General features: G+C 72.0%; 22 protein-coding genes and 1 tRNA gene. 13 read left to right on the top strand and 10 right to left on the bottom strand.

Translation table 11 applies throughout. From position 1 onward, the window contains the following. The first annotated feature begins 30 nt into the window (after positions 1 to 30). Positions 31 to 609, top strand: coding sequence for a hypothetical protein (locus COUCH_RS35940; protein ID WP_249609581.1), 579 nt, complete (start codon positions 31 to 33; stop codon positions 607 to 609). Between the two features lie 58 nt (positions 610 to 667). Here COUCH_RS35940 and COUCH_RS35935 read toward each other — a convergent pair whose 3' ends face one another. Both COUCH_RS35935 and COUCH_RS35930 read right to left on the bottom strand, forming a co-directional pair. Then, positions 668 to 1,042, bottom strand: a complete 375-nt coding sequence (locus COUCH_RS35935; RefSeq protein WP_249609580.1) for a type II toxin-antitoxin system VapC family toxin — start codon at positions 1,040 to 1,042, stop codon at positions 668 to 670. Continuing rightward, a complete protein-coding gene (locus tag COUCH_RS35930; protein ID WP_249609579.1) occupies positions 1,039 to 1,293 on the bottom strand; it encodes a type II toxin-antitoxin system Phd/YefM family antitoxin in 255 nt (84 codons plus the stop codon). The genes COUCH_RS35935 and COUCH_RS35930 overlap by 4 nt, the downstream gene beginning before the upstream one ends. 420 nt (positions 1,294 to 1,713) lie before the next feature. On the opposite strand from COUCH_RS35930, the gene COUCH_RS35925 reads away from it, so the two are divergent. The 7 genes from COUCH_RS35925 (at position 1,714) to COUCH_RS35895 (ending at position 9,566) form a co-directional block, all read left to right on the top strand. Continuing rightward, positions 1,714 to 1,789: transfer RNA gene (locus COUCH_RS35925), tRNA-Arg, on the top strand. Positions 1,790 to 2,152: 363 nt separating this feature from the next. Then, complete coding sequence (locus COUCH_RS35920) at positions 2,153 to 2,335, top strand: YegP family protein (protein ID WP_249609578.1); 183 nt, start codon at positions 2,153 to 2,155, stop codon at positions 2,333 to 2,335. A gap of 171 nt (positions 2,336 to 2,506) precedes the next feature. Continuing rightward, positions 2,507 to 5,386, top strand: coding sequence for an ATP-binding protein (locus COUCH_RS35915; protein ID WP_249609577.1), 2,880 nt, complete (start codon positions 2,507 to 2,509; stop codon positions 5,384 to 5,386). A 20-nt stretch (positions 5,387 to 5,406) separates the two neighbouring features. Further along, entirely contained in the window at positions 5,407 to 7,932 is a 2,526-nt protein-coding gene (locus COUCH_RS35910; protein ID WP_249609576.1) for a caspase family protein, read from the top strand. Between the two features lie 23 nt (positions 7,933 to 7,955). After that, complete coding sequence (locus COUCH_RS35905; RefSeq protein ID WP_249609575.1) at positions 7,956 to 8,180, top strand: hypothetical protein; 225 nt, start codon at positions 7,956 to 7,958, stop codon at positions 8,178 to 8,180. A 60-nt stretch (positions 8,181 to 8,240) separates the two neighbouring features. Further along, complete coding sequence (locus COUCH_RS35900) at positions 8,241 to 9,356, top strand: hypothetical protein (protein ID WP_249609574.1); 1,116 nt, start codon at positions 8,241 to 8,243, stop codon at positions 9,354 to 9,356. Between the two features lie 18 nt (positions 9,357 to 9,374). Further along, positions 9,375 to 9,566, top strand: coding sequence for a hypothetical protein (locus COUCH_RS35895; protein WP_249609573.1), 192 nt, complete (start codon positions 9,375 to 9,377; stop codon positions 9,564 to 9,566). On the opposite strand, the gene COUCH_RS35890 is transcribed toward COUCH_RS35895, so the two are convergent. Then, a complete protein-coding gene (locus COUCH_RS35890) occupies positions 9,550 to 9,912 on the bottom strand; it encodes a YybH family protein (RefSeq protein ID WP_249609572.1) in 363 nt (120 codons plus the stop codon). The genes COUCH_RS35895 and COUCH_RS35890 overlap by 17 nt on opposite strands. A gap of 70 nt (positions 9,913 to 9,982) precedes the next feature. On the opposite strand from COUCH_RS35890, the gene COUCH_RS35885 reads away from it, so the two are divergent. After that, a complete protein-coding gene (locus COUCH_RS35885) occupies positions 9,983 to 10,852 on the top strand; it encodes a LysR family transcriptional regulator (protein ID WP_249609571.1) in 870 nt (289 codons plus the stop codon). Here COUCH_RS35885 and COUCH_RS35880 read toward each other — a convergent pair. From COUCH_RS35880 to COUCH_RS35860, 5 genes are all read right to left on the bottom strand, one after another. After that, entirely contained in the window at positions 10,847 to 11,419 is a 573-nt protein-coding gene (locus COUCH_RS35880; protein ID WP_249609570.1) for a hypothetical protein, read from the bottom strand. The genes COUCH_RS35885 and COUCH_RS35880 overlap by 6 nt on opposite strands. Before the next feature lie 66 nt (positions 11,420 to 11,485). Further along, entirely contained in the window at positions 11,486 to 11,845 is a 360-nt protein-coding gene (locus tag COUCH_RS35875; RefSeq protein WP_249609569.1) for a hypothetical protein, read from the bottom strand. After that, positions 11,842 to 12,705, bottom strand: coding sequence for an extradiol ring-cleavage dioxygenase (locus tag COUCH_RS35870; RefSeq protein WP_249609568.1), 864 nt, complete (start codon positions 12,703 to 12,705; stop codon positions 11,842 to 11,844). Before COUCH_RS35870 ends, COUCH_RS35875 begins: the two co-directional genes overlap by 4 nt. Positions 12,706 to 12,716: 11 nt before the next feature. Next, positions 12,717 to 13,490: a citryl-CoA lyase gene (locus tag COUCH_RS35865; RefSeq protein ID WP_249609567.1), complete on the bottom strand. Its 774-nt coding sequence runs from the start codon at positions 13,488 to 13,490 to the stop codon at positions 12,717 to 12,719. Further along, positions 13,472 to 14,596 (bottom strand): CaiB/BaiF CoA transferase family protein, encoded by a 1,125-nt coding sequence (locus tag COUCH_RS35860; protein WP_249609566.1) that lies wholly within the window; start codon positions 14,594 to 14,596, stop codon positions 13,472 to 13,474. Before COUCH_RS35860 ends, COUCH_RS35865 begins: the two co-directional genes overlap by 19 nt. Before the next feature lie 156 nt (positions 14,597 to 14,752). Between COUCH_RS35860 and COUCH_RS35855 the strand changes: the two genes are divergently transcribed. From COUCH_RS35855 to COUCH_RS35840, 4 genes are all read left to right on the top strand, one after another. Then, a complete protein-coding gene (locus COUCH_RS35855) occupies positions 14,753 to 16,183 on the top strand; it encodes an amidohydrolase family protein (RefSeq protein ID WP_249609565.1) in 1,431 nt (476 codons plus the stop codon). A gap of 38 nt (positions 16,184 to 16,221) precedes the next feature. Next, positions 16,222 to 17,019: an IclR family transcriptional regulator domain-containing protein gene (locus tag COUCH_RS35850; RefSeq protein WP_249609564.1), complete on the top strand. Its 798-nt coding sequence runs from the start codon at positions 16,222 to 16,224 to the stop codon at positions 17,017 to 17,019. Between the two features lie 70 nt (positions 17,020 to 17,089). Further along, positions 17,090 to 17,701 carry a GNAT family N-acetyltransferase gene (locus tag COUCH_RS35845; protein WP_249609563.1) on the top strand — a complete coding sequence of 204 codons (612 nt, stop codon included), beginning with the start codon at positions 17,090 to 17,092 and terminating at the stop codon, positions 17,699 to 17,701. Between the two features lie 19 nt (positions 17,702 to 17,720). Further along, positions 17,721 to 18,815 (top strand): DNA glycosylase AlkZ-like family protein, encoded by a 1,095-nt coding sequence (locus COUCH_RS35840; RefSeq protein ID WP_249609562.1) that lies wholly within the window; start codon positions 17,721 to 17,723, stop codon positions 18,813 to 18,815. Positions 18,816 to 18,828: 13 nt separating this feature from the next. Here the strand turns inward: COUCH_RS35840 and COUCH_RS35835 are convergent, their stop codons facing one another. Both COUCH_RS35835 and COUCH_RS35830 read right to left on the bottom strand, forming a co-directional pair. Then, the gene (locus COUCH_RS35835) at positions 18,829 to 19,128 is read right to left on the bottom strand and encodes a DUF3040 domain-containing protein (protein WP_249609561.1); all 300 of its coding nucleotides are present in this window, start codon (positions 19,126 to 19,128) and stop codon (positions 18,829 to 18,831) included. A 155-nt stretch (positions 19,129 to 19,283) separates the two neighbouring features. Continuing rightward, entirely contained in the window at positions 19,284 to 20,525 is a 1,242-nt protein-coding gene (locus COUCH_RS35830) for a bifunctional glycosyltransferase family 2/GtrA family protein (RefSeq protein ID WP_249609560.1), read from the bottom strand. Positions 20,526 to 20,641: the final 116 nt, after the last annotated feature.

The raw sequence follows: 20,641 nt of genomic DNA, 5'->3' as shown, positions 1-20,641 counted from the left end.
GGACCGACAGAACCCCGTCAGGAGGTCGCCATGGCCCGCAAGTCCGAACAGCAGATGATCGACGACTCGCGCCGCGCCGGCCGGGAACTCGCACTGGCATTCCAGAACGGCGTGACACCCCAGCCCATCCCGGTCAAACTCGCCCTCCAGCCCGGCGAGCTGTGCTTCGGCGAGATCCCGATGAACGTGTACCAGTTCCTCGAGGGCGACGGCGGATACGTCAAACGCTCCGGCGGCTGGATGCTCGGCGGAGGCGTCTTCGGCGCCGTCTACAGCGCGGTCAACCTGACCTCCAACGCGGTCGGCAACGCCGCCCGCAGGGCCAAAGCAGCCCGGGACGCCGCCGGCCAATGGCGCCACGTCGACACCGGCACGGTCTACCTGACGAACCGCCGCTGGAGCATGCAGACCAGAACGACATGGCACGACCTCTGGTTCGCGGACATCCGCATGTCGGACTGCGACGGCAAGATGGTCGACCTGGAGATGGCCGGCATGCCGCGGACGGGGCTGGTCATCCCGGGTCCGGACTACTGGTACGTGATGTTCAACAAGCTCGCGTACGACCAGGTCGTGATGCCCCCACCGCCCCTGACGGGCGCTGCCTGACACCTGCGGGACGCCTTCAGCCGCTGGTGGCAGGGCAGGGGCTTCGGGGCTCGGATCGTCACACCTTGAGGACGTCTACGTCATACAGCGGGATCGATTGGTCACGTGAAGCGAGGGTCAGACCTTCGGTGACCGCCTGGGCCACCAGCATCCGGTCGAAGGGATCGCGGTGGTGAGGGGGAAGGCGTCCGGCGGCGATCGCGTGAGCGTGGGTCACGGGGAGCTCGCGGAAGCCCATGTCACGTACACGCTCGGCGAGATCAGCCGGTCCGATGAGCTTCCCGGTGACCTGCTTGATCGTGATCTCCCACAGGCTGACCGGAGACAGGAAGATGTCCGGGTCATGGCGAAGCCGGTCGAGCAAGCCCTCGCCGAGGGTCGGGTCGCCGGTAATGGCCCACAGCGCTACGTGGGTGTCCAGCAACAGACTCATTCGCCCACGCCGAAGTCGGCAGCGATCTCGGCGTTGGTCTGCGGTGAGTCCCAGTCGCCGGACAGATCGACCTGCCCGGCGAGGAGACCGATGGCGGTGCGGTTCGTCCGGCGCACCAGCGGTACGACCCTCGCCACAGGCGTGCCGGCCCGATCGATGATGACCTCCTCCCCGCGTTCCACCCGCTCGATGATGCGCGAGAGGTGGGTCTTGGCGTCATGCATGTTGTAGTGCACGGCCTCCGCCGACATCGTCACCCTCCTTCGGTTAGCTAAGAGCTTAGTCCACCGACTCCGGCGGAGCCACCTTCGTTTCGCGAGCGGGGGAGCGCCGGGGACGCCGCACGTCGCACCTCGACCGGTTGCCCGGCCTCGCTGCAGCGTGATGATGCAGAGGTCAGCCCTCAGCTCGCCGGACGGCCGAGTGCAGCAACTCGTTCACGGTGCCGGCGATTCCGGGTCCTGACGAGTGCTCGATGAGCCGTACGCGACGGTGGCAGCGACACGGCTTGTTCAGTACCGCCCAGCAGGCGGGGTGGCAAACGGCCGAAATGCTCCGTGCGCCCGCCACCAGCGGTGGAACCGCTCCCTGGGACCTGATGGCGTTGGTCGGTGACGGTCGGGACCACCGGGCACCCGTCAGAATCGCTGGTAGGTACGATATGGGCGTAGGCCCTCGTAGCTCAGGGGATAGAGCAACGGTTTCCTAAACCGCAGGTCGCAGGTTCGATTCCTGCCGGGGGCACCAATCTTGTGCGGGAGCTTCATCCCGCGTATTCCGCGGCGGTGATGATGCCGAGGCCGTATCGCCCCTGGTCGTCGCAGCTGAAGCCGGCCCGAAGCCGGCGACCGTGTTCTCGAGGCCTGCCCAGGTGACAGGTCCGGGTCGGCGGTCGTCGCGTCGAGGTATTAGACGTGCAGCCCGCTCGACAACCTTCCCAGGGTCAGGATGTCCGGGTCAGCCATCACCAGAGACTGCGTGCCCGGCTGGTCCGGTTTCTCGCTGCCTGGGCGACCCGTCGGGGTGTGCGTCGATCTCGTGAACCGCCTGGGTGACAGCGGTTTGGCGGGGTGGCGCTCGCGGGTACCTGGCGGCCAGGAGGTGGTGATCATGAAGTTCGTGGTCAAGAAGACCAGCAACGGGCAGTTCCGGTTCAACCTGGTGGCCAGCAACGGCCAGGTGGTGGCGACGAGCGAGTCGTACCAGCGTAAGGCTTCCGCGATGGACACGATCGCGTCGATTCAGAAGAACGCGGGCGGCGCCACCGTCGATGACGAGACCGTCTCCGACTGACCGCCCGCGTTTCCCCGGCGTTCCGGTGCGGCGTCGTGCGCTGCGTCGCCCGTTCGGATTAAGCCGATCTTCCATCCCATGTGGACCGCGTCGGCGATGTCTCCCGTCGCCGGCGGCCCTAGCGTCAGCTGACCTGGTGCCACGAACCAGGGAAGCTGACGAGGGGGAGGCGTGCCGCACGACACCGCCTTGATCGGCCGCAGGGACGAGGTGGCCCGGCTCGCCGCCCAGCTTGACGACGTGCGGGCCGGGAGTGCTCGTACGGCCCTGGTCGCGGGGGAGGCGGGCGTCGGGAAGAGCCGCCTTCTGACCGCGTTCGTCGCCGAGGCGCGCGCGGCCGGCGCCCACGTTCTCGCCGGTGTGGCCGAGGAGCATTTCGGGGCCCCGATGCCGTACGGGCCGATTCTGGACGCTCTCGAGGGCTTCGTGCGGGACTACGGACCCATGCGGGCCGCGGCACTCGGCGGGCCGGCGTACGGGATCCTGACGAAGTTCTTCGACCTGGGCGGCGATCCGATGGGTTCGCAGCAGCAGGTTTTCCTCGCCGTGCGGCGGATGCTCGACCACATCGGCGGTGATGCGCCGGTCGTGCTGGTGCTCGAGGACCTGCACTGGGCCGATCCGTCCACTCTCGACCTCCTGCGGCATCTGGGACAGGCCCGTCCGGAGGGCCGCCGGCTGTTGCTGCTGGGCAGCTACCGATCCGTCGGGATCGAGCGGGACGCTCCGCTGCTGTGGCAGCTGCTGGGCAGTCCGGCTTTCCTGCGGCGCACCGAGCGCATCGAGCTCGGCCGGTTCGGCCTCGACGAGGTGCGGGAGCTGCTGAGCGCGGGCAGCGGGGGTCGCGTCGATGCGCGGCTGGTGCGGCGCTGTTTCGAGTGGTCGGGCGGGAATCCGTTCTTCGCCGAGCAGCTGATGGCTGCGGGCGCCCTGGCCGAGCCGGACAGCGTGCGGCTGTCGGCCGACCTGATGACGATCATTCTGGCTCGGTTGCACACGCTGAAGCCGGTGTCCGGTCAGGTGCTGCGCGTCGCGGCCGTCGCCGGGCGGGCGATGAGCCGGCGTCTGCTGCGTACGGTCAGCGGATTGCCCGGGGAGCAGCTCAACGAGGCGCTGCAGGAGTGCTTCGACCGGCAGATGCTGTACGCCGGGGACGACCAGGACGTGTACCGCTTCCAGCACGCCCTGCTGCGGGAGGCGGTCTACCAGAGCACCGTCCGCGACGCCCGCGTCGACCTGCATCTGGCCATGGCCCGGGCGCTGACCGCCGACCCGGGTCTGGGGCTGGGCGAGGGTTCCGCGGCGGCCGAGCTGGCCAGCCACTGGTATCTGGCGGGGAGCTGGCCGGAGGCGCTCGGCGCGGCGGTTCAGGCCGGCCGCGCCGCCGTACGCACGCTGGCGTTCCCATCGGCGGAGGTGCAGTTCCAGCGGGCGCTGGAGCTGTGGCCCAGGGTGCCGGACGCGGAGTCGCGGGCGGGCATGTCCCGGGTGGAGCTGCTCGCCGCGGCGGCGGATGCGGCGCGGTGGGCGGGGCATGTCGAGCCGGCGGTCGAGCACATCCGGCGTGCCGTCACGGAGGCGGGCGACGCCGAGCCCGACCGGCTGGGGGAGTTGCACGAGCGGCTCGGCTCCTACCTGTGGGAGGCGGGCCGGCGGGCGGAGTCGCTGGCGGCGTACCGGCAGGCGGCCGCGCTGCTCGGCGACCGTCCGCCGTCGGCGGTGAAGGCGCGGGTGTCCGCCGCCCTCGCCCTGGGCGATCTGCAGGCCGGACGGTACGCCGAGGGCCGGCAGAAGGCGGACGCCGCGCTGGCCATGGCGCTCGACGTGAACGCCGTCGCCGAGCAGGGACGCGCGTTGAACATCTCCGGCCTGGCCCTCGGCATGCTCGGCGACCACGAGCGTGGCGAGGAGCGGCTGCGTCAGGCGCTGGAGATCGCCCGGTCGGTCAACCACCTCGAGGACCGGTTCCGGGCGTACGGGAATCTGGGCCTGGTGCTGGAGAACGCCGGCCGCCTGCGGGAGGCGGCGACCGTCACCACGCAGGGGCTGGAGGTGGCACGGCAGTTCGATCTGGCGTACACGCGGCAGGGGACCGTGCTGGCCAACAACGCCAGCGCCGCGCTCGTGCTGCTCGGCGAGTGGGACGAGGCCGAGCGGATCATCACCGAGGTGTCGCTGGACCGGCCGCCGCAGGAGAGCCTGTACCCGCGGCTGACGCTCGCCGAGGTGAGGGTGGCGAGGGGCGACTTCGACGGGGCCCGGGAGCTGCTCGCCTCGATCGCGGACGTGGAGAAGGGCGAGGATCCCCGGTTCCTCGGCCCGTTGCACACGGTCCGGGCCGAGCTGGCACTCGGTGAGGGGGACCTGGCCGGGGCGGCCGCCGAGGTGGCCCACGGGCTGTCGGTGTTGCGCGACGGCGAGAACACGATGGAGCTGTTGCGGTTGTGCGCGGTGGGCATGCGGTGTGCGGCCGACCGGGGCGCTCCGGAGGCCAGTGACGAGCTCGCCCTGCTGGCCGGGTCGGTCCGGGGCCGGAAGCTGACCGCCGAGGAGGAGCAGCTTCTGTCGTTGTGCGCCGCGGAACGGAAGCGGAGCCGGCGCGCGGACACGGCCGAGGTGTGGTCGCAGGTCGCCGCCGGCTGGGCCGGCCTGGATCGCGCCTATCCGGCGGCGTACGCCCGGTGGCGGGAGGCCGAGGCGGCCGGCCGTGACCGGGACCGGGCGAAGCGGGCCGCGCGGGAGGCGCACCGGGCGGCGCGGGCGCTGGGTGCCGCCCCACTGGCCGGGCGGGTCGAACGGTTCGCCGCGCGGATCGGCATGAACCTCGCGGAAGCCGCGCCGCCGTTGCCGTACGGCCTCACGCCGACCGAGTGGGAAGTCCTGGGCTACCTCTACGACGGGTACGACGCCGCCCGCATCGCGCAGCTCCGGGGCCGCAGCCGGCGGACCGTGGAGACGCAGATCGGCCGCGTGTTCCGCAGGCTCGGCGTGCACAACGCCGTCGAGGCGGTCGCGTTCGCCCGCCGGGAAGGGTTCTTCGAAGCGGCCTGAACCGTCCGTCAGAGACCCGCATGACGCGAAAAGCTCTTCTGATCGGCGCCGAGACCGGGGGCCTGAGCGGCGTGCTCAACGACGTCGAGGCGATGGCCGGGGCGTTGGAGCCGCGCGGCTTCCGGGTGGAGCGGCTGGTGACGCCGGACGCCACCCGGGCCGCGATCCTCGACGGGTACGAGAAACTGATCGTCGACGCCGCCCCGGACGACGCCTTCGTCATCTACTACAGCGGCCACGGCGGCCGGCTGCAGGCGCCGGGCGGCGCGGCGGCCACCGGGCCGGACCTGCAGTTCATCGTGCCCGACGACTACGCGGACGCCGACGACTTCCACGGCATCACCGGCGTCGAGCTGTCCGTGCTCCTGGCCCGGCTGACCGCGGTCGCCCGCAACGTCACCGTGGTGCTCGACTGCTGCCACGCCGCCCACATGTCCCGGCAGACGGACCTGCGGGTGAAGTCGCTGCTCCGGGAACGGGACGGGTCGACGTACGAGAGCGTCGAGCGGCATGTCGGCAGGCTGAAGGCGGCCGGCCTGGCCGTGCAGCAGCGGCATCTGATCAGCAACCCGTACGCGGTCCGCGTGGTCGCCTGCTCGCCGTCGCAGTCGGCGTGGGAGGGCGCCAACCGGGACGGCGTCCGGATGGGCCTGCTCACCGACGCCCTGGCCCGCGCCCTGCGGGACACCGCCGGGCTGAGGCTCAGCTGGGCCACGCTGCTCGACGCGGTCCGCCGCGACGTGCAGACGCTCGCGCCCGGCCAGCGGCCCGAGGCGGAGGGGCCGTCCACCCGGCAGCCGTTCGAGACCGTCGACCTGGACCCGCTCGGCGCTCTGCCGGTCGCGGTGACCACGCCGGACCGGGTGCAGCTGCTCGGTGCGCCGCTGCTGGGCGTCGCGGTCGGCGACGAGTTCACCATCATGCCGGCCGACGCCGTCGGGCCGCAGGACGGACCGGCGCTCGGGACCGCGACGGTCGACCGGCTGCTGCCGACCGCCGCCGCGGCACCGCTGCGGATCGGCCCGGCCGCGTCGGACGTGCCCGCCGACGCCCGCGCGTTCCGCACCAAGGCCGCGGCGCCGGCGCTGCCGGTGCGTCTGCCGTACGGGCATCCCGTGACGGCGGAGCTGGTCAACGCGCTGGCTCTGCGTCCCCTGGTGCGCCCGGCCGACCCGGAGACCGAGGCGCACGCGCCGGTCGCGGTGACCGTCGAGGACGATGGGGGGCTGGTGGTCCGGGACGGGACCGGGCCGCTGCACGCGCCGTACCCGCCGAATCCGTTGGGGGTCAGCGCGATCGCGGCCAACCTGCAGCGCGTCGCCCAGGCCGCGGCACTGCGCCGGCTGAGCGGAGACCCGGACCACCCGCTGGACCACGGCGTGCACGTCGAATGGGGGCGGGTGCGCGACGGCCGGGAGGAGCCGCTGCCCTCGGGCGGGGCACTGCTTCACGCGTACGCCGGGGAGCGCGTGTACTTCCGGCTGCGGAATGACGGCGTGGAACCGGCGTACGTCTCGCTCGTGGACATCGGGGTCTCCGCGCGCATCGCCGTGCTGACCGCGGCCGACCCCGGCGGTGTCCGGCTCGCGCCCGGTGGCACGTACACGTACGGCTGGGACGAGGATCTGCGGCGGCTGACCGGGGTCGACGTGACCTGGCCGGAGGGCACCGACGCGGCGCTGGCCCGCCCGGAGACCGTGCTGGTGCTGATCAGCGACGCACCGGTGGACGTGAGCGTGCTGCAGCAGCAGGGCGTCCGCGGCGACGCCGACCGCCTCGGCGCCGCGCCCGGGCTGGCCGGCCTGATCGCCCAGATCGCCACCGGCGCGACCCGCGAGATCGGCGACCCTCCCGGCAAGAGCGTTCGCTACGTCGTCCAGGCCGTGGACTTCACGGTGAGCCCGACCGCTCCGCCGGCCGTGGAGCAGGCGACGTTCCTGGTCGACGACCGGCCGCCGGAACCGGTCCGGCTGCTGTCGCCCCGCGGTGCGCTCCCCGGCCGGGTGGCGGTACGGATCGCCGAGCTGATCGTGCACCGCAACCGTGCCCTGGGCAGTGCGGACATCCGCGTGGATGCGGTCGTGCTGACCGGTGGCCCGGATGGCCGGCCGGTGTACCGGGCCGAGACGATGCGGTTCAGCAACGTGCGCGACGGTGAGCGGCTGCCGATGGACGACGTGCTGATCTACCACGGTCCGGCGGTCGACTTCCTCGACATCGCCGTCTGGGTCTCCCGGGACACCGGCGGGAGCCTCGCGCTCAGCGCGCTGCTGGAGGAGCGGCTGAACAGCCCCGCGCTGCAGGCGGCGAGCGCGCAGATCGCCGGGCTCGCGATGACGGCGCCGCACGCCGCTGCCGCGGTCGCCGTGCTCGGTGCCGGCGCGGTGCTGGTGAACACGGCGTACGAGCTGCTGACCGGAGTGGTCGGGCCGGGCATCGGGCTGTACCGCACCTCCCTGCTCGCCCAGGAGCAGTTCGGCATCGGGCGGCACGAGCGCCACCCGCAGGACTTCTCGTTCACGTACTCGGTCGACCAGGTCGACTGACCCACCACAAAGGAGTAAACGGCATGGCCAAGAAACTGATCATCGGGCAGCAGGAGTGGCAGATCGCCGACGCGGACGCTGAGGCCGTGGCCGGGCAGGTCCGGGACGCGATGCTCAACCGCACGACGGTGGAGCTGCCGCTCGCGGACGCCTCGGGCCGGGCGGTCACCGTGTTCCTCAACGGTGCGACCGCCTCCGGCGTCGTCCTCGACCTCGACCAGGGACCCCGCCCGAGCGAGATGTCCTGATCCACCGTCGTCCGGGCCGGGTCTCCGTGGGGGATCCGGCCCGTACGTATGCCGGGCGGGGTGCATACGTATTTCCCCGCAACCGCGCTGACCAGCATGTTCGCCGGTCCTCCCCGCGGCGACGATCGATCCACCTTCGACATCGAGGAGTGGATCGTGGTCAGCAGCGAGGTCCGCCGGTCGGCACGGCGAGGAGAACTCACGGGGCGCGTCCGGGCGGCGTCGGCCGACGAGCGGCGCCGGTTGCGGGCGGACGCCACCGAGATCGTCTGGCCGCTGGTGTTCCAGCGGGTGACCCGGGCGGCCGAGCGCGCCCGCGGCCACCACCGGTGCGCCTCGGCGGTGCAGCGGCTCGCACCCGAGTGCCTGGACCGCTTCCACGACGACGTCGAGGCCGTCGTCGACGACCTGTTCGCCCATGCCGACCTGCCGATCGCGAACCTCGAGGGCTGGCTGACCATGCGCATGCCCAAGGCGGTCATCGAGGGCTACCGCAAGCGGCGTGGCCGCCGGGGCGCACCACAGCGGCCCCGGGTCCCGATCTGGCTCGCCACCGAGCTGCACGACGACCCGTGGCTCGTCGAGCTGGCGAAGGTGGTTCTGGACTGGGCCGGCGTCGACGCCACGGCCGGCGCCTCGCTCTGGCCGCTGACCCGGTGGGCGGAGCTGCGGCTGCGGCGTACCGGCGACGTGGCGGCGGACGAGGCGACGGTCGCGGCCGAGGTGGAGGTCGTGCTGACCGCCATGCGCCGGCGCCGCGCCTGGTACGAGAAGAACGTCGAGCGCCCGCTGGGCCGCAAGCAGGCCCCGGTGTGGTTCGCCGCGCCGGCCGATGCCGGGTACGCCGAACCGGAGCCGTTGCAGCTGGTGGAGCCGTACGAGCGGGACGACGCGCTGCTGAGCGAGCTGGCCGGTCGCGCGATCGACGCCATGACCGAGCAGATCGGGCGCGGCGGACGGGTCGAGGACGTCGTGACCGAGGTGCTGGGCACGGTGTTCGGGGCGGTGCCCGACTCGTACGGGCTGGACCGGCTGCCCGGCGCGGAGCCGGCCGGTCCGGGTCACGTGGTCGCGCTGATCGGCGACCCGGACCGGCTGGACCGGGTCATCGCCGCGGTCGTCGGCATCCTGCGCGGCCGGTCCGGGGACGGGCGCGGTCCGTCAGGGAGCAGGTGAGAGCGCCGGAGGTCCCTCATGCACACGTCCGACGAACAGCTGCACCACCTGCTCGAACGCGAGCTGCGCGCGGCGGTGGCCGCCCGGATCGAGGACGGTGCCGAAGCCGGCGAGGTGACCGCCGACCTCGTCCGGCGGCTGCGCCGGATCAGCGAGCTGAGGTCCGGGCCGCCCGGTCCCCGCGGGGACAGGTCTAGCGGGGCGGGGTGAACTCGGGCTGGTCGAGAACCCGGAGCCAGCTGCCGTCGGGTTGGCGGCGTACGACCTGTGCCCGCGCTCCCGACCCGTCCTTCGGCGGCGTCGAGGTCAGCGCCAGGTCCCCGCTGATCAGCGTCGGCAGAGGCTCTTCCGGTTCGAACGCCGGCATGTGCGGCAGCGCCTCCTCCCACAGCTTGCGGATGGCCTCCCGGCCCACGATCTGCCGGCCCGGTGGGTACGCCATCACGGCGTCCTCCTCGTACAGCAGCGACAGTCCTTCCGCGTCCTTGGCGTTGGCGCGTTCGACGAACAGGCGCGTGAGGTCCTCGGGGTGAAGGGCTTTCTCTCGGTCGGTCATGCCTCCAGCCTCACGCCACACCGGTGACAAGTCCAACAAATAGTTGTTGCCCGAGGTATGATTCGCAGTCATGGATTTGCGGCAGCTCGAGTATTTCGTCGCCGTGGCCGAGGAGGCCAACTTCACCAAGGCCGCGGAGCGCGTGCACATCACCCAGTCCGGGGTGAGCGCGCAGATCAGGCAGTTCGAGCGCGAGGTCGGTGCCGAGCTCTTCGACCGGTCCTCGCGCATCGTACGGCTCACCGACGCCGGCGTCGCAGCCCTGCCCCACGCGCGGGCGGCCCTCGCCGCGGCCGCCGCCGCACAGACGGCGATCGATCAGGTGAAAGGGCTGGTACGCGGCCGTCTCCGGCTCGGCATGGTGACCGCCTGCACCGTGACGCCGCTGTTCGACGCGCTGGCCGCCTTTCACCGGGCCCATCCGCGCATCGAGGTGACACTCAGCGAGGGCAACTCCGATGTGCTCGTCGAGGACGTCCGTGCCGGGCGGATCGACATCGCGCTCGTGGGGGCGGCGGGCAGCACGCCGGGGGATCTCGCGTACCGGACGATCGTCAGCGAGGGCCTCGTCGCCCTGGTTCCCGAGGATCATCCGCTGGCGGGCAAGGAGGACGTCAGCCTGCGGCGGCTCGGCGCGTACCCGTTGATCTGTCTGCCGGTGGGGACCGGCGTGCGTGCCGTGCTCGATCAGGCGTGCGCGGCGGCGGGGCTGCGGGTGAACGTGGCGCTGCAGGCGACGGCGCCGGGCACCGTCATGGACCTGGCCACCCGCGGGCTCGGGGTCGCCGTGCTCAGCGCGACGATGGCCGAGGATGCGAAGCTGACCGCCGTGCCGGTCGCGGACGTCGACATTCCGGCGCTGCTCGCGCTGGTGTGGCGCCGGGAGGACAGCACGGTGCTGCGCGCCCTGCTTCCGCATTGCACCGCGGCGGGGCTATGACAGGTTGCCGGTGCAGGCGGCCCGGGCCTGGTCGTTCCACTGCGAGGCGTCCAGCACGGCGGTCGCGGTCCGCTCCTGGTCGTCGTCCGTGCGGAGGGCCAGGCGCACGGACAGCAGCCCGATCGGGAGCCCGGCCGAGCAGATGATCTTCACGTCCGCGTCGGCCTGCACCGACTCGCCCCGGCGGATCCACCGATGCTTCTCGACGGCCCGTACGGTCAGACCCGGCCGGACCACGCTGAAGCTCAGCACGTTCACCGGCAGCGGACCGGCGTTGACGAGCGTGACCCGGCGGGAGAGCGTGGCGTCGGTGACCTTGCCGTGGACGATCACGCCGCCGATGCCGGCGTCGTTCGACTGCGGGCCGGTGTCGGGCAGGACCAGCACCGAGATCTCGTCGTCGAGCGAGCGTTCGGCGTGCTGCCGCAGATAGGTGCCCGTCGCTGCGCTGCCGAGCACCGCGCCGGTCGTGAGGATGGCGAAGGCGGTCAGCAGGCGGCGGGTGGGGCGGCGGGGGGCCGGCGGCGGCGTCGCGACGGGAGGGTGGTCCAGATCGATCACGCTCATGGTCTCTAGAACGTACGACAGCACCATCGGTGATGGGTACTACGGGGTGACCACCGTCCGGCGGCATCACGTCGCGATGTCGGGGTACGGCAGGTCGAAGTGCGCGAGCCGGGCCCCGTACGCCTTCTGGTATTCGAGCGGCCCGTGGTCGCGTTCGAACATCGCGATGAACAGGGTGAGTGTCAGGAACGGGTGCGCGCCCAGCTCGAACAGCTTGACGTGGTCGTGGGAGGTCAGCGCCTCGCGTTCCTCGTCGGTGAAGCACAGCCAGGTGGACGCCTCGCCGGCGTGGCAGTTGAGCACGGCGTTGGCGCGTTCGACCTCCCACCACTCCACCGTCTCGCGCGGTTGTTCCCGGTAGCGTTCGACCAGCTCGGGGTCGCGGTCGATGGTGAACAGGAACTTGTCCACGAGGTACTTGCTCATCGCGGCGCTCCGTTCGGGTACCAGGTGAAGTAGGCCTCCATGGTGTGGAACAGGTCGAGGCTGTCCACGTGGTCGGCCTTCTGGCCGGCGCCGGCGACGCCCATCATCAGCATGAAGTCCATGAAGCCGTGGGTGGCGTTGCCGGGGGAGTGCAGGCTGTCCAGCGTGACCTCGGCCAGGCAGCGGTCCAGGTCGCCGGTGGCGATCCACTCGACGGCCTTCCGGTCGAACTCCGGGTCGGGGCCGTGCGGGCCGAACTGGCGCGGGCCGCCGAGCTCCAGCGACAGGTGGCCGGTGCCGATGATCGCGACGCGCAGGTGGCTGGGCCAGCTCTCGACGATCTCCCGGATCGCCCGGCCGAGCTGGACGAAGCGCTTCGGCTGCGGCAGCGGCGGCGCGAAGATGTTGGTGTAGATCGGCACGATCGGCAGGTCGGCCTCGGGCCGCAGCGTGATGATCGGGCACGTGACGCTGTGGTCGATCCGCAGCTCGTTGCTGAACGCCAGGTCGAAGCCCTCGTCGAGGCCGGCGCGCAGGATGTGCGCGGACAGGTCCTCCTGACCCTTGAGCAGCATCCGTGGCAGGCCGAACTCGCGTTCCTCGTTGTACCAGTTGGCGTCGTAGAAGGGCGCCTTGCCGACGAGGAACTGCGGCATGTTGTCGAGCCACAGCTGGTGGAAGTGGTCGGAGCCGACCATCACCAGCACGTCCGGGTTCGCCTTCGTGAGCGTCTCGCGGAAGGCGGTGATCTTGCGTACCCACTCGTCGGCGAACGGCGGCCGGTCCTCACCGGTGGCCGTGCTGGCCCGGTAGTAGAAGGGATGGTGGGTGGAGGCGATGACCGCGACGACCTCAGCCATGGCGACCCCTCTCAGTCCTCGTAGACCGCGTTGCGGTCGACCGTCAGGTAGATGTCCATGCCGAGCGGCCGGCGCCGCTCCTCGGCCAGGTGGCCGAGCAGGCCGGCGGCCCGGGCCAGCAGCGCGAAGCCCCGCAGCAGGTCGACCGGCAGGCCGAGGTCGGCCAGGGCCGCCCCGCACACCCCGGCGCCGTTCAACGGCAGGGTCCGGTTCAGGACCTGCGGGTGTACGCGCCCGATCGCCTCGAACAACCGCAGGTGCGGGCCCTTGAGCCCCTCTTCGTCGGCGATCGCCATGAGCACCGGCGTGCGCGGATCCTGCTGCTTGTGAACGGGGTGACCGAGTCCCGGGACGAACTTCTTCGCCGCGCGGGCCTTGCGTACCGCCTCCAGCGCGACGGCGTCGTAGTCCGGCTCGGGCCCGGCCTCCGCGAGCGTGCCGGCCAGGAACCGTCCACAGTCCTCGGTCACACCGAGGAACCGGCTGCCGCCGCCGAGCAGGCCCGCGGCGAGCGCGCCCTGCAGGGACTCCGGGGCGCTCAGGTACGTCAGCCGCGCCGCGATCGCCGTCGGGGTGAAGCCGTGGTCGGCGAGCGCGACGAGCACCGCCTCGAACACCCGAGTCTCGCCGGGCGTGGGGCGCCGGCCGGCGACCAGCCAGTACGCCAGCTCGCCGAACCCGACCTTGCCCATGAGGTCGGCCGCGAGGTCCTGGCCCAGCAGCCGGATCTGCGTCTCGTCGGACGTACCGATCGAGGTCGGGAAGTTCAGTCCTGCATCAGCCACGCGCGGATCTCCTCACCGTGTTCGTCCAGGCCGGGCGGCGGCAGTCGGTAGCCCGCCGGGGTGTCCGAGAACGTGATCGGGTTGCGCACGCCCGGCACGTCGCCGGTGACGACCACCGGGTCCAGGCCGAGCTCCCCGGCCAGCGCGACGCCGCCGTCGATCGTGTTGATCGGGGCGCAGGGCACCCCGGCGGCGAGCAGGTCGCGGAACCACTCGTCCTTGGTGCGCTTGGTGAGCCGCTCGACGAGGATCGGGCGCAGCTGTTCTCGGTTGGCGGTGCGATCCTGGTTGCGTCCGAAGCGCGGGTCGTCAGGAAGCTCGGGCAGGTCGAGCACCTGGCACAGCTTGCGGAACTGCCCGTCGTTGCCCGCGATGACGATCAGCTCGCCGTCCGAGGTCGGCAGCGGCTCGTACGGGAACAGGCTCGGGTGCGCGTTGCCCATCCGGAACGGGACCGTGCCGCCCGCGACGTAGCCGCTGGAGTGGTTGACCAGCCCGGACAGCGCGGAGGACAGCAGGTTGACCTCGACGTGCTGGCCGGCGCCGGAGGCCGCCCGATGGTGCAGGGCGGCGAGGATGCCGATGTTCGCGTGCAGCCCGGCCATGACGTCGAAGACTGAGATGCCGGCCCGGTACGGCGGCCCGTCCGGGTCCCCGGTGAGGCTCATCAAGCCGGAGATCGCCTGCACCATCAGGTCGTAGCCGGGGTAGTTCGCGCCGGCGCCGGTGCCGAAGCCGCTGATCGACGCGTACACGATCTTGCGGTTCGCGGCCGCGACCGTGTCGTAGTCCAGCCCGAAGCGCTGGAGGCCGCCCGGCCGGAAGTTCTCGATCATCACGTCCGCGCGCCCGGCCAGGCGCTGCGCGACCTCGAGGTCCTCCGGGTTCTTGAGGTCCAGGGCGATCGAGCGCTTGTTGCGGTTGATGCCCAGGTAGTACGTGGACACGTCGTCGCGGACCGGTGGCATCCACGTCCGGGTGTCGTCGCCGCCGGGACCCTCCACCTTGACCACCGTGGCACCGAGGTCGGCCAGCAGCATCGTCGCGTACGGCCCGGCGAGGATCCGGGAGAAGTCCGCGACGAGCAGTCCGTCCAGTGCGCCCATGAGCCGCCTCTCGAGGTTGTGCCCGCGTGGCGGACAGCTGTCCGTCAGTTTGCTGCCGCCTCACCACGGATGTCAACGAGGAACCTTGACAGGCATAAGAGCTGGTCACACACTGGCCGCCAGACGGACGTCTGTCCGCCGGAGCGAGGGAGGGCCATGTCCGAGGCAGTTCTGTTCCGCAACGGCACCGTTTTGACGATGGACGACCAGCACACCGTGCTCACCGGCGCCGACGTGCTCGTGATCGGCGAGCGCATCGCGGAGGTCGGCACCGGCCTGACCGCGCCCGAGGGGGCGACCGTGATCGACGCGTCCGGCGGCATCGTCATGCCGGGCATGATCGACACCCACCGGCACATGTGGCAGACCGCGATGCGCGGGTACGGCGCCGACTGGACGCTCACCCAGTACTTCGTCTGGTACTACCTCGAGTCCGGCAAGCTGTTCCGCCCCGAGGACGTGCACGCGGGCAACCTCCTCGCCGCCATCGAGGCCATCGACGCCGGCGTCACCACGACCGTCGACTGGTCGCACGGACTCCAGACCCCGCAGCACGCCGACGCAGCCGTGGACGCGCTGCAGGCGGTGCCGGGGCGGTTCGTGCTCGCGTACGGCAACATCCAGCAGGGCCCGTGGGAGTGGGCGACCAGCACCGAGTTCCGCGACTTCGTCAACAGGCGGATGTCCGGCGGCGACGACATGCTCGGCTTCCAGATGGCCTTCGACGTCACCGGCGACCCGTCGTTCCCCGAGAAGGCGGCGTTCGAGGTGGCGCGGGAACTGGGCGTACCGGTCACCACGCACGCCGGCGTCTGGGGCGCGACGAACGACGACGGCATCCGGCTCATGCACGAGAACGGCTTCATGACCCCGCAGACCGTGTACGTGCACGCGGCGACGCTGACCCACGACTCGTACCACCGCATCGCCGCGACCGGCGGCTCGGTGTCCGTCTCGACCGAGAGCGAGCAGAGTGCCGGCCAGGGCTATCCGCCCACCTGGACGCTGCGCGACCACGGCATCCCGGTCTCGCTGTCGATGGACACCAGCGTGTGGTGGAGCGGCGACCTGTTCTCGGCCATGCGCACGACGCTCGGCGCCGACCGCTCCCGCGAGCACATGGCGGCGCACGGCCGCGCCGAGACGGTGACCCACGTGCACCTTCGCGCCGAGCAGGTCGTCGACTGGGCCACCCGCGGCGGCAGCAAGGCGCTCGGGCTCGACTCGGTCGTCGGCAGCCTCGAGCCCGGCAAGAAGGCCGACGTCGTGCTGCTCAAGAACGACCACTCGCCGGTCATGACGCCGATCCTGCACCCGTACGGCCACGTCGCGTTCCAGGCGCAGCGCGGCGACGTCGACACCGTCGTGATCAACGGGCGGATCGTCAAGCGCGACGGCCGGCTGGTCGGCGTGGACCTCGCCGCCGCCCGTACCGCCGTGGAGCGCACGATCGAGCATCTGCGCTCCACGATGGGCGAGGAGGCGTGGCTCAAGGGCATGAACCCGGACATCCCGGAGACCAAGGTGATGGACAATCCGTACACGTACACCGAGTGGGACGCCGGCTCGGCGCAGTGGAAGCATTGACGCTTCTGACCAGCAGCAGCATCCCCAGGGAGGCCCGAGTGCCGCGCGAAGCCGGACCCGATTTCATCGAGGCCCTCGCCCGCGGGCTGGACGTGCTGCGCAGCTTCCGGCCGGGCCGCCGGGTGTCGACGCTCAGTGAGATCGCCGCCGACACCGGGCTGGCCCGGCCCACGGTCCGCCGGATCCTGCTGACCCTCGCCGAGCTCGGGTACGTGCGCGGCGAGGAGCGCGGGTACGCCCTCACCCCGCGCGTCCTCGAGCTCGGCATGGCGTACGTGCACAGCCTCGACATGTGGGACGTGGCCCGCCCGCACATGGAACGGCTCGTCGCGCAGACCGGCGAGTCGACGTCGATGGCCCAGCTCGACGGCTCGGACATCGTGTACGTGGCGCGGGTCGCCGTACCCAAGATCGTGACCCTCGCCGTCTCCATCGGCACCCGCTTCCCGGCGCCGGCCACCTCCATGGGCAAGGTGCTGCTCGCCGCCCTGGACCCGGCCGAGCTGGACGCGGTCCTGGCGCAGCCCACCCGCTCGGGGATCGACGCGCGGTGGCAGCCGCAGCGGGACGAGCTGGACCGCTCGCTGCGCGAGGTCCGGGCCAAGGGCTGGGCGCTCGCCGACCAGGACCTCGCGCTGGGCATCCGGTCCGTCGCGACCGGCGTGCGCAACGGCGACGGCCGGGTGGTGGCGGCGCTGAACGTGACCGTGCACGCCGCCGAGACGTGTGTCGACAAGTTGACAGGCCATCATCTGCCGCTGCTCCTGCACGCGGCCGCAGACATAAGCCATGACTGGTCTTTGCGGGATTCCGCACCGATCGTCGTTCGCGCCTGAGGGTTCACTCACCCGGTTATGAAGCCCCGCCTACTGGCAGGAACCGGGTGCTTACGGGCAGGATCGGCCCATGACGACCCCCGGCCGCCTGCCGTACCCCGTCACCCTCTCCGGGGACGGCATCACCTTGCGCGAGTGGCGGGACGACGACCTCGACGAGCTGGTCGCCATGCTCGACGAGCCCGACATCGCCCGGTGGACCCCGATGCCGTCGCCGTTCGACACCGAGGCCGGCATCGCGTACCTGAAACGTGCCCGGCAGGGCCGCGTCAGCGGTCAGCGCATCCAGCTCGTGATCACCACGGACGGCGTGAAACCGCTGGGCGAGGTGCTGCTCTTCGGCGTCGACGCCGGCCTGCGCGAGGCCGAGCTGGGATACCTGGTGGGCGCTCAGCACCGCCGGCGCGGGCTCGCCGCCGGGGCGCTCTCCCTGCTCTCCGCGTACGCCCGCAGCACGCTGAAGCTGAACCGGCTGCTGCTGCGCATCGACCCGGGGAACACGGCGAGCACCGCCGTGGCGCGCCGCTGCGGGTACCGCCTCACCGGCGAGCCGCCCATCCTGCAGGAGGGCCCGTACGGCCCCAGCAGCCTCGACACGTGGGAGCTGGTCTCGGTCGGCGGGGGAAGCCGGATGGAGCGGCTGAGAAATGTCGCCTCCCGGCGGTACGGTCGTCGCGGCTGAGATTCCCTGGAGGTTGCCCATGGACGTGGACCGCAGGCAGGCCACGGCGTACCGGGTGGCCGCGCTCGGGCTGGCGGACCGCGGCTCGGCGCGCCCGGGCGACCTGGCCGTGCTCGACCTCGGCGTGCAGGAGTACACGCCGGGTTCTGTCCAGGTCGGGCTCGCGGCGCGCACCGACGCGGCGCTCGGCGACGACCGGTTGCTGATGGTGTGGGCGGCCCGCGGAGCGCCGCACCTGCACCGGCGCCGCGACCTCGGCAGGCTCGTCAAGGCGCTGTGGCCGCTCAGCGACGCCGACGCCTCGGCCCGGATCAAGAGCGCACAGATCCCCGAGGGCGTGAAGCTGGGCATCACGGCGTTCGAGGCGACCGCCGCGGCGTTCCGCGAGGTCGTCACGAGGTCCATGCCCCGGGGCGAGGCGAGCACCGAGGTCAGCCGGCGGGTGCCACGCGAGCTGACGTACGACTGCCGCACCTGCCGCGCGCGGCACATCGCCGGCAACGTCTGGCAGGTCTCCGGCCTGGCCGGCGGCGTCCAGGTGGAGGCCCGCGGCAAGGACGCGACGCTCGGCCCGATCCGCAACGCGCCACCGCAGCCCGTCGCGAACGAGGGGATCGAGGAGCTGATCGTGACCTACCTGCGGCTCCTCGGCCCGGCCGGCCCGGCGGAGGTCGCGAAGTACCTGGGGTCCGCCACCGCCGAGATCAAGAAGGGATGGCCCGCCGACGGCCTCGAGGAGGTGCGCCTCGACGGCCGGAAGACGTGGATCCCGGCCGGCTCGGCGGCGGCGCTGGCATCGGCCGGACCGGTCCGCGGAGTGCGCTTCGTCCCGGCGATGGACGCCCTCCTGCAGGCGCGCGACCGCGACGTGCTCGTGCCCGAGCGGGCGCGGCAGAAGGAGGTGTGGCGCATTCTCGGGAACCCGGGAGTGATCCTGGTGGACGGGGAGATCGCCGGGGTGTGGCGGGCCAAGACGGCCGGCCGCAAGCGGGTGGAGCTGACCGTGACGCCGTTCGGGACGCTGACCGCCCGGAGCCGGAAGGCGCTCGAGGAGGAGTCCGCGGTGGTCGCCCGGGCCCGCGACGTGCCGGAGGCGACGGTGACCTACACCTGAGCCGCCGGAGCCTTCACCAGGCCGGCGGCAGCGCGTCGGGGCTGTCGGCGCCGGACCCGGGGCGGCAGCGGTAGCCGATCGCGACCATGATGACCAGGGCCCAGACGCCGGCCACGATCGCCGCCGCCCACCAGCCCACGACGGCGAGGATCAGGGCGGCCGCCCACACGACGGTGGCGGCGAGGATCAGCGACAGCGGTACGTGCCGGCGGGCCGGGCGGCCACCGGCCATGCGGGAGCAGAAGTCGGGGTCCTCACGGCGCAGCTGTCGTTCCAGCTGGGCCAGCCGGCGGCTGTCTTCCTTGCTGAGCATGGCGCACCTCCGGCGAGGCCCGGACTGTAGGGGCACGACGACCAGGCACCCGGAACCATCCCGATCGATGGGTCCATTGTTACCCGTAGGTCACAGAATTCATACCGTTCGGGGGCTTGTGTTCATGCCCTCCGCGTGCAGCCCGGGCCCGCCATTCAGGACTGTGCCGGTGCCGCCGTGCGGGCCGCGCGGAAGACCCAGATGCGCATCAGCAGGAAGCGGACGCCGGTGGCCACGAGGTTGGCGGCGATCAGCACCCCGAGCTCCACGGTGGTCGGCGGGCTGGTCACGGCGTGCAGGACCGCCAGGGAGCCGCTGGTCAGGCCGAGGCCCACGGCGAAGACGACCAGCCCCTGGGCCTGGTGCCGCCAGGCGCCGCCGGTGCCGCGTACCCGGAACGTGAGCCGGCGGTTGGCGGCCGTGTTGGCGATCGCCGTCGCGAGCAGCGCGACCAGGTTGGCGCCCTGCGGGCCCATGCCGGTGCGCAGCAGCGCGAAGAGCACGAGATAGGCCAGCGTGCTGGCGACGCCGACCGCGGCGAAGCGCAGGAGCTGACCGGTCAGGCCCGCGGGTACGCCCGCGACCGGCAGCGGGTTGCGGCCGAGCTGCTCGCGCAGGGCGGCGAGCGGGAGGCGGCCGGTGCCCAGCGCCCGGGTGAGGCGGGCGATGCCGCGCAGGTCCGCCATCGCCGTGGCCACGATGTCGACGCGGCTGTCCGGGTCGTCCACCCAGTCCACCGGCACCTCGTGGATGCGCAGGCCGGCCCGCTCGGCGAGGACCAGCATCTCGGTGTCGAAGAACCAGCCGGTGTCCTCGACCATCGGCAGCAGCCGGGCGGCCACCTCGGCGCGGATCGCCTTGAAGCCGCACTGGGCGTCGGAGAAGCGAGCCGAGAGGGTGCCGCGCAGCAGCAAGTTGTAGCCGCGCGAGATGAACTCGCGTTTGGCGCCCCGGACGACTCGGGAGCCACGGGCGAGGCGGGAACCGATCGCCAGATCGGAGTGGCCGGAGATGAGCGGTGCGACCAGCGGCAGCAACGCGCCGAGGTCGGTCGACAGGTCGACGTCCATGTACGCCAGCACCGCCGCGTCCGACTGCGTCCACACGTGCTTGAGGGCCCGGCCACGGCCCTTCTCGGCGAGGCGTACCGAGGCCACGCCGGGAAGCGTCCCGGTGAGCCGGCGGGCCACGTCCGCGGTCGAGTCGGTGCTCGCGTTGTCGGCGATCGTGATCCGGAACCGGTACGGGAACTCCGCCGCCAGGTACGCGTGCAGCCGGCGGACGCAGGGCTCGAGGTCGATCTCCTCGTTGTACACCGGGACGACGACGTCGAGGACCGGCGCGACAACCCGGTCCTGCCCGGCGGAGTACGAGGGCGACGTGGTGGAAAGGCTCATGTCACCAAGGTCGTCCGCGTCGCTTTGCCCCCTGTGTGGCGAGCCTGTGGCCGGACTGTGAGGTGAACGCCGCAGGCGGCCCCCGGAACCGGGAGCCGCCTGCGGGCTGTCGTGAT

The organism is Couchioplanes caeruleus, assembly GCF_023499255.1.
GTDB lineage: Bacteria > Actinomycetota > Actinomycetes > Mycobacteriales > Micromonosporaceae > Actinoplanes > Actinoplanes caeruleus_A.
Note: the sequence above shows the minus strand (reverse complement) of the source record. Positions and strands in the feature narration are given on the sequence as shown.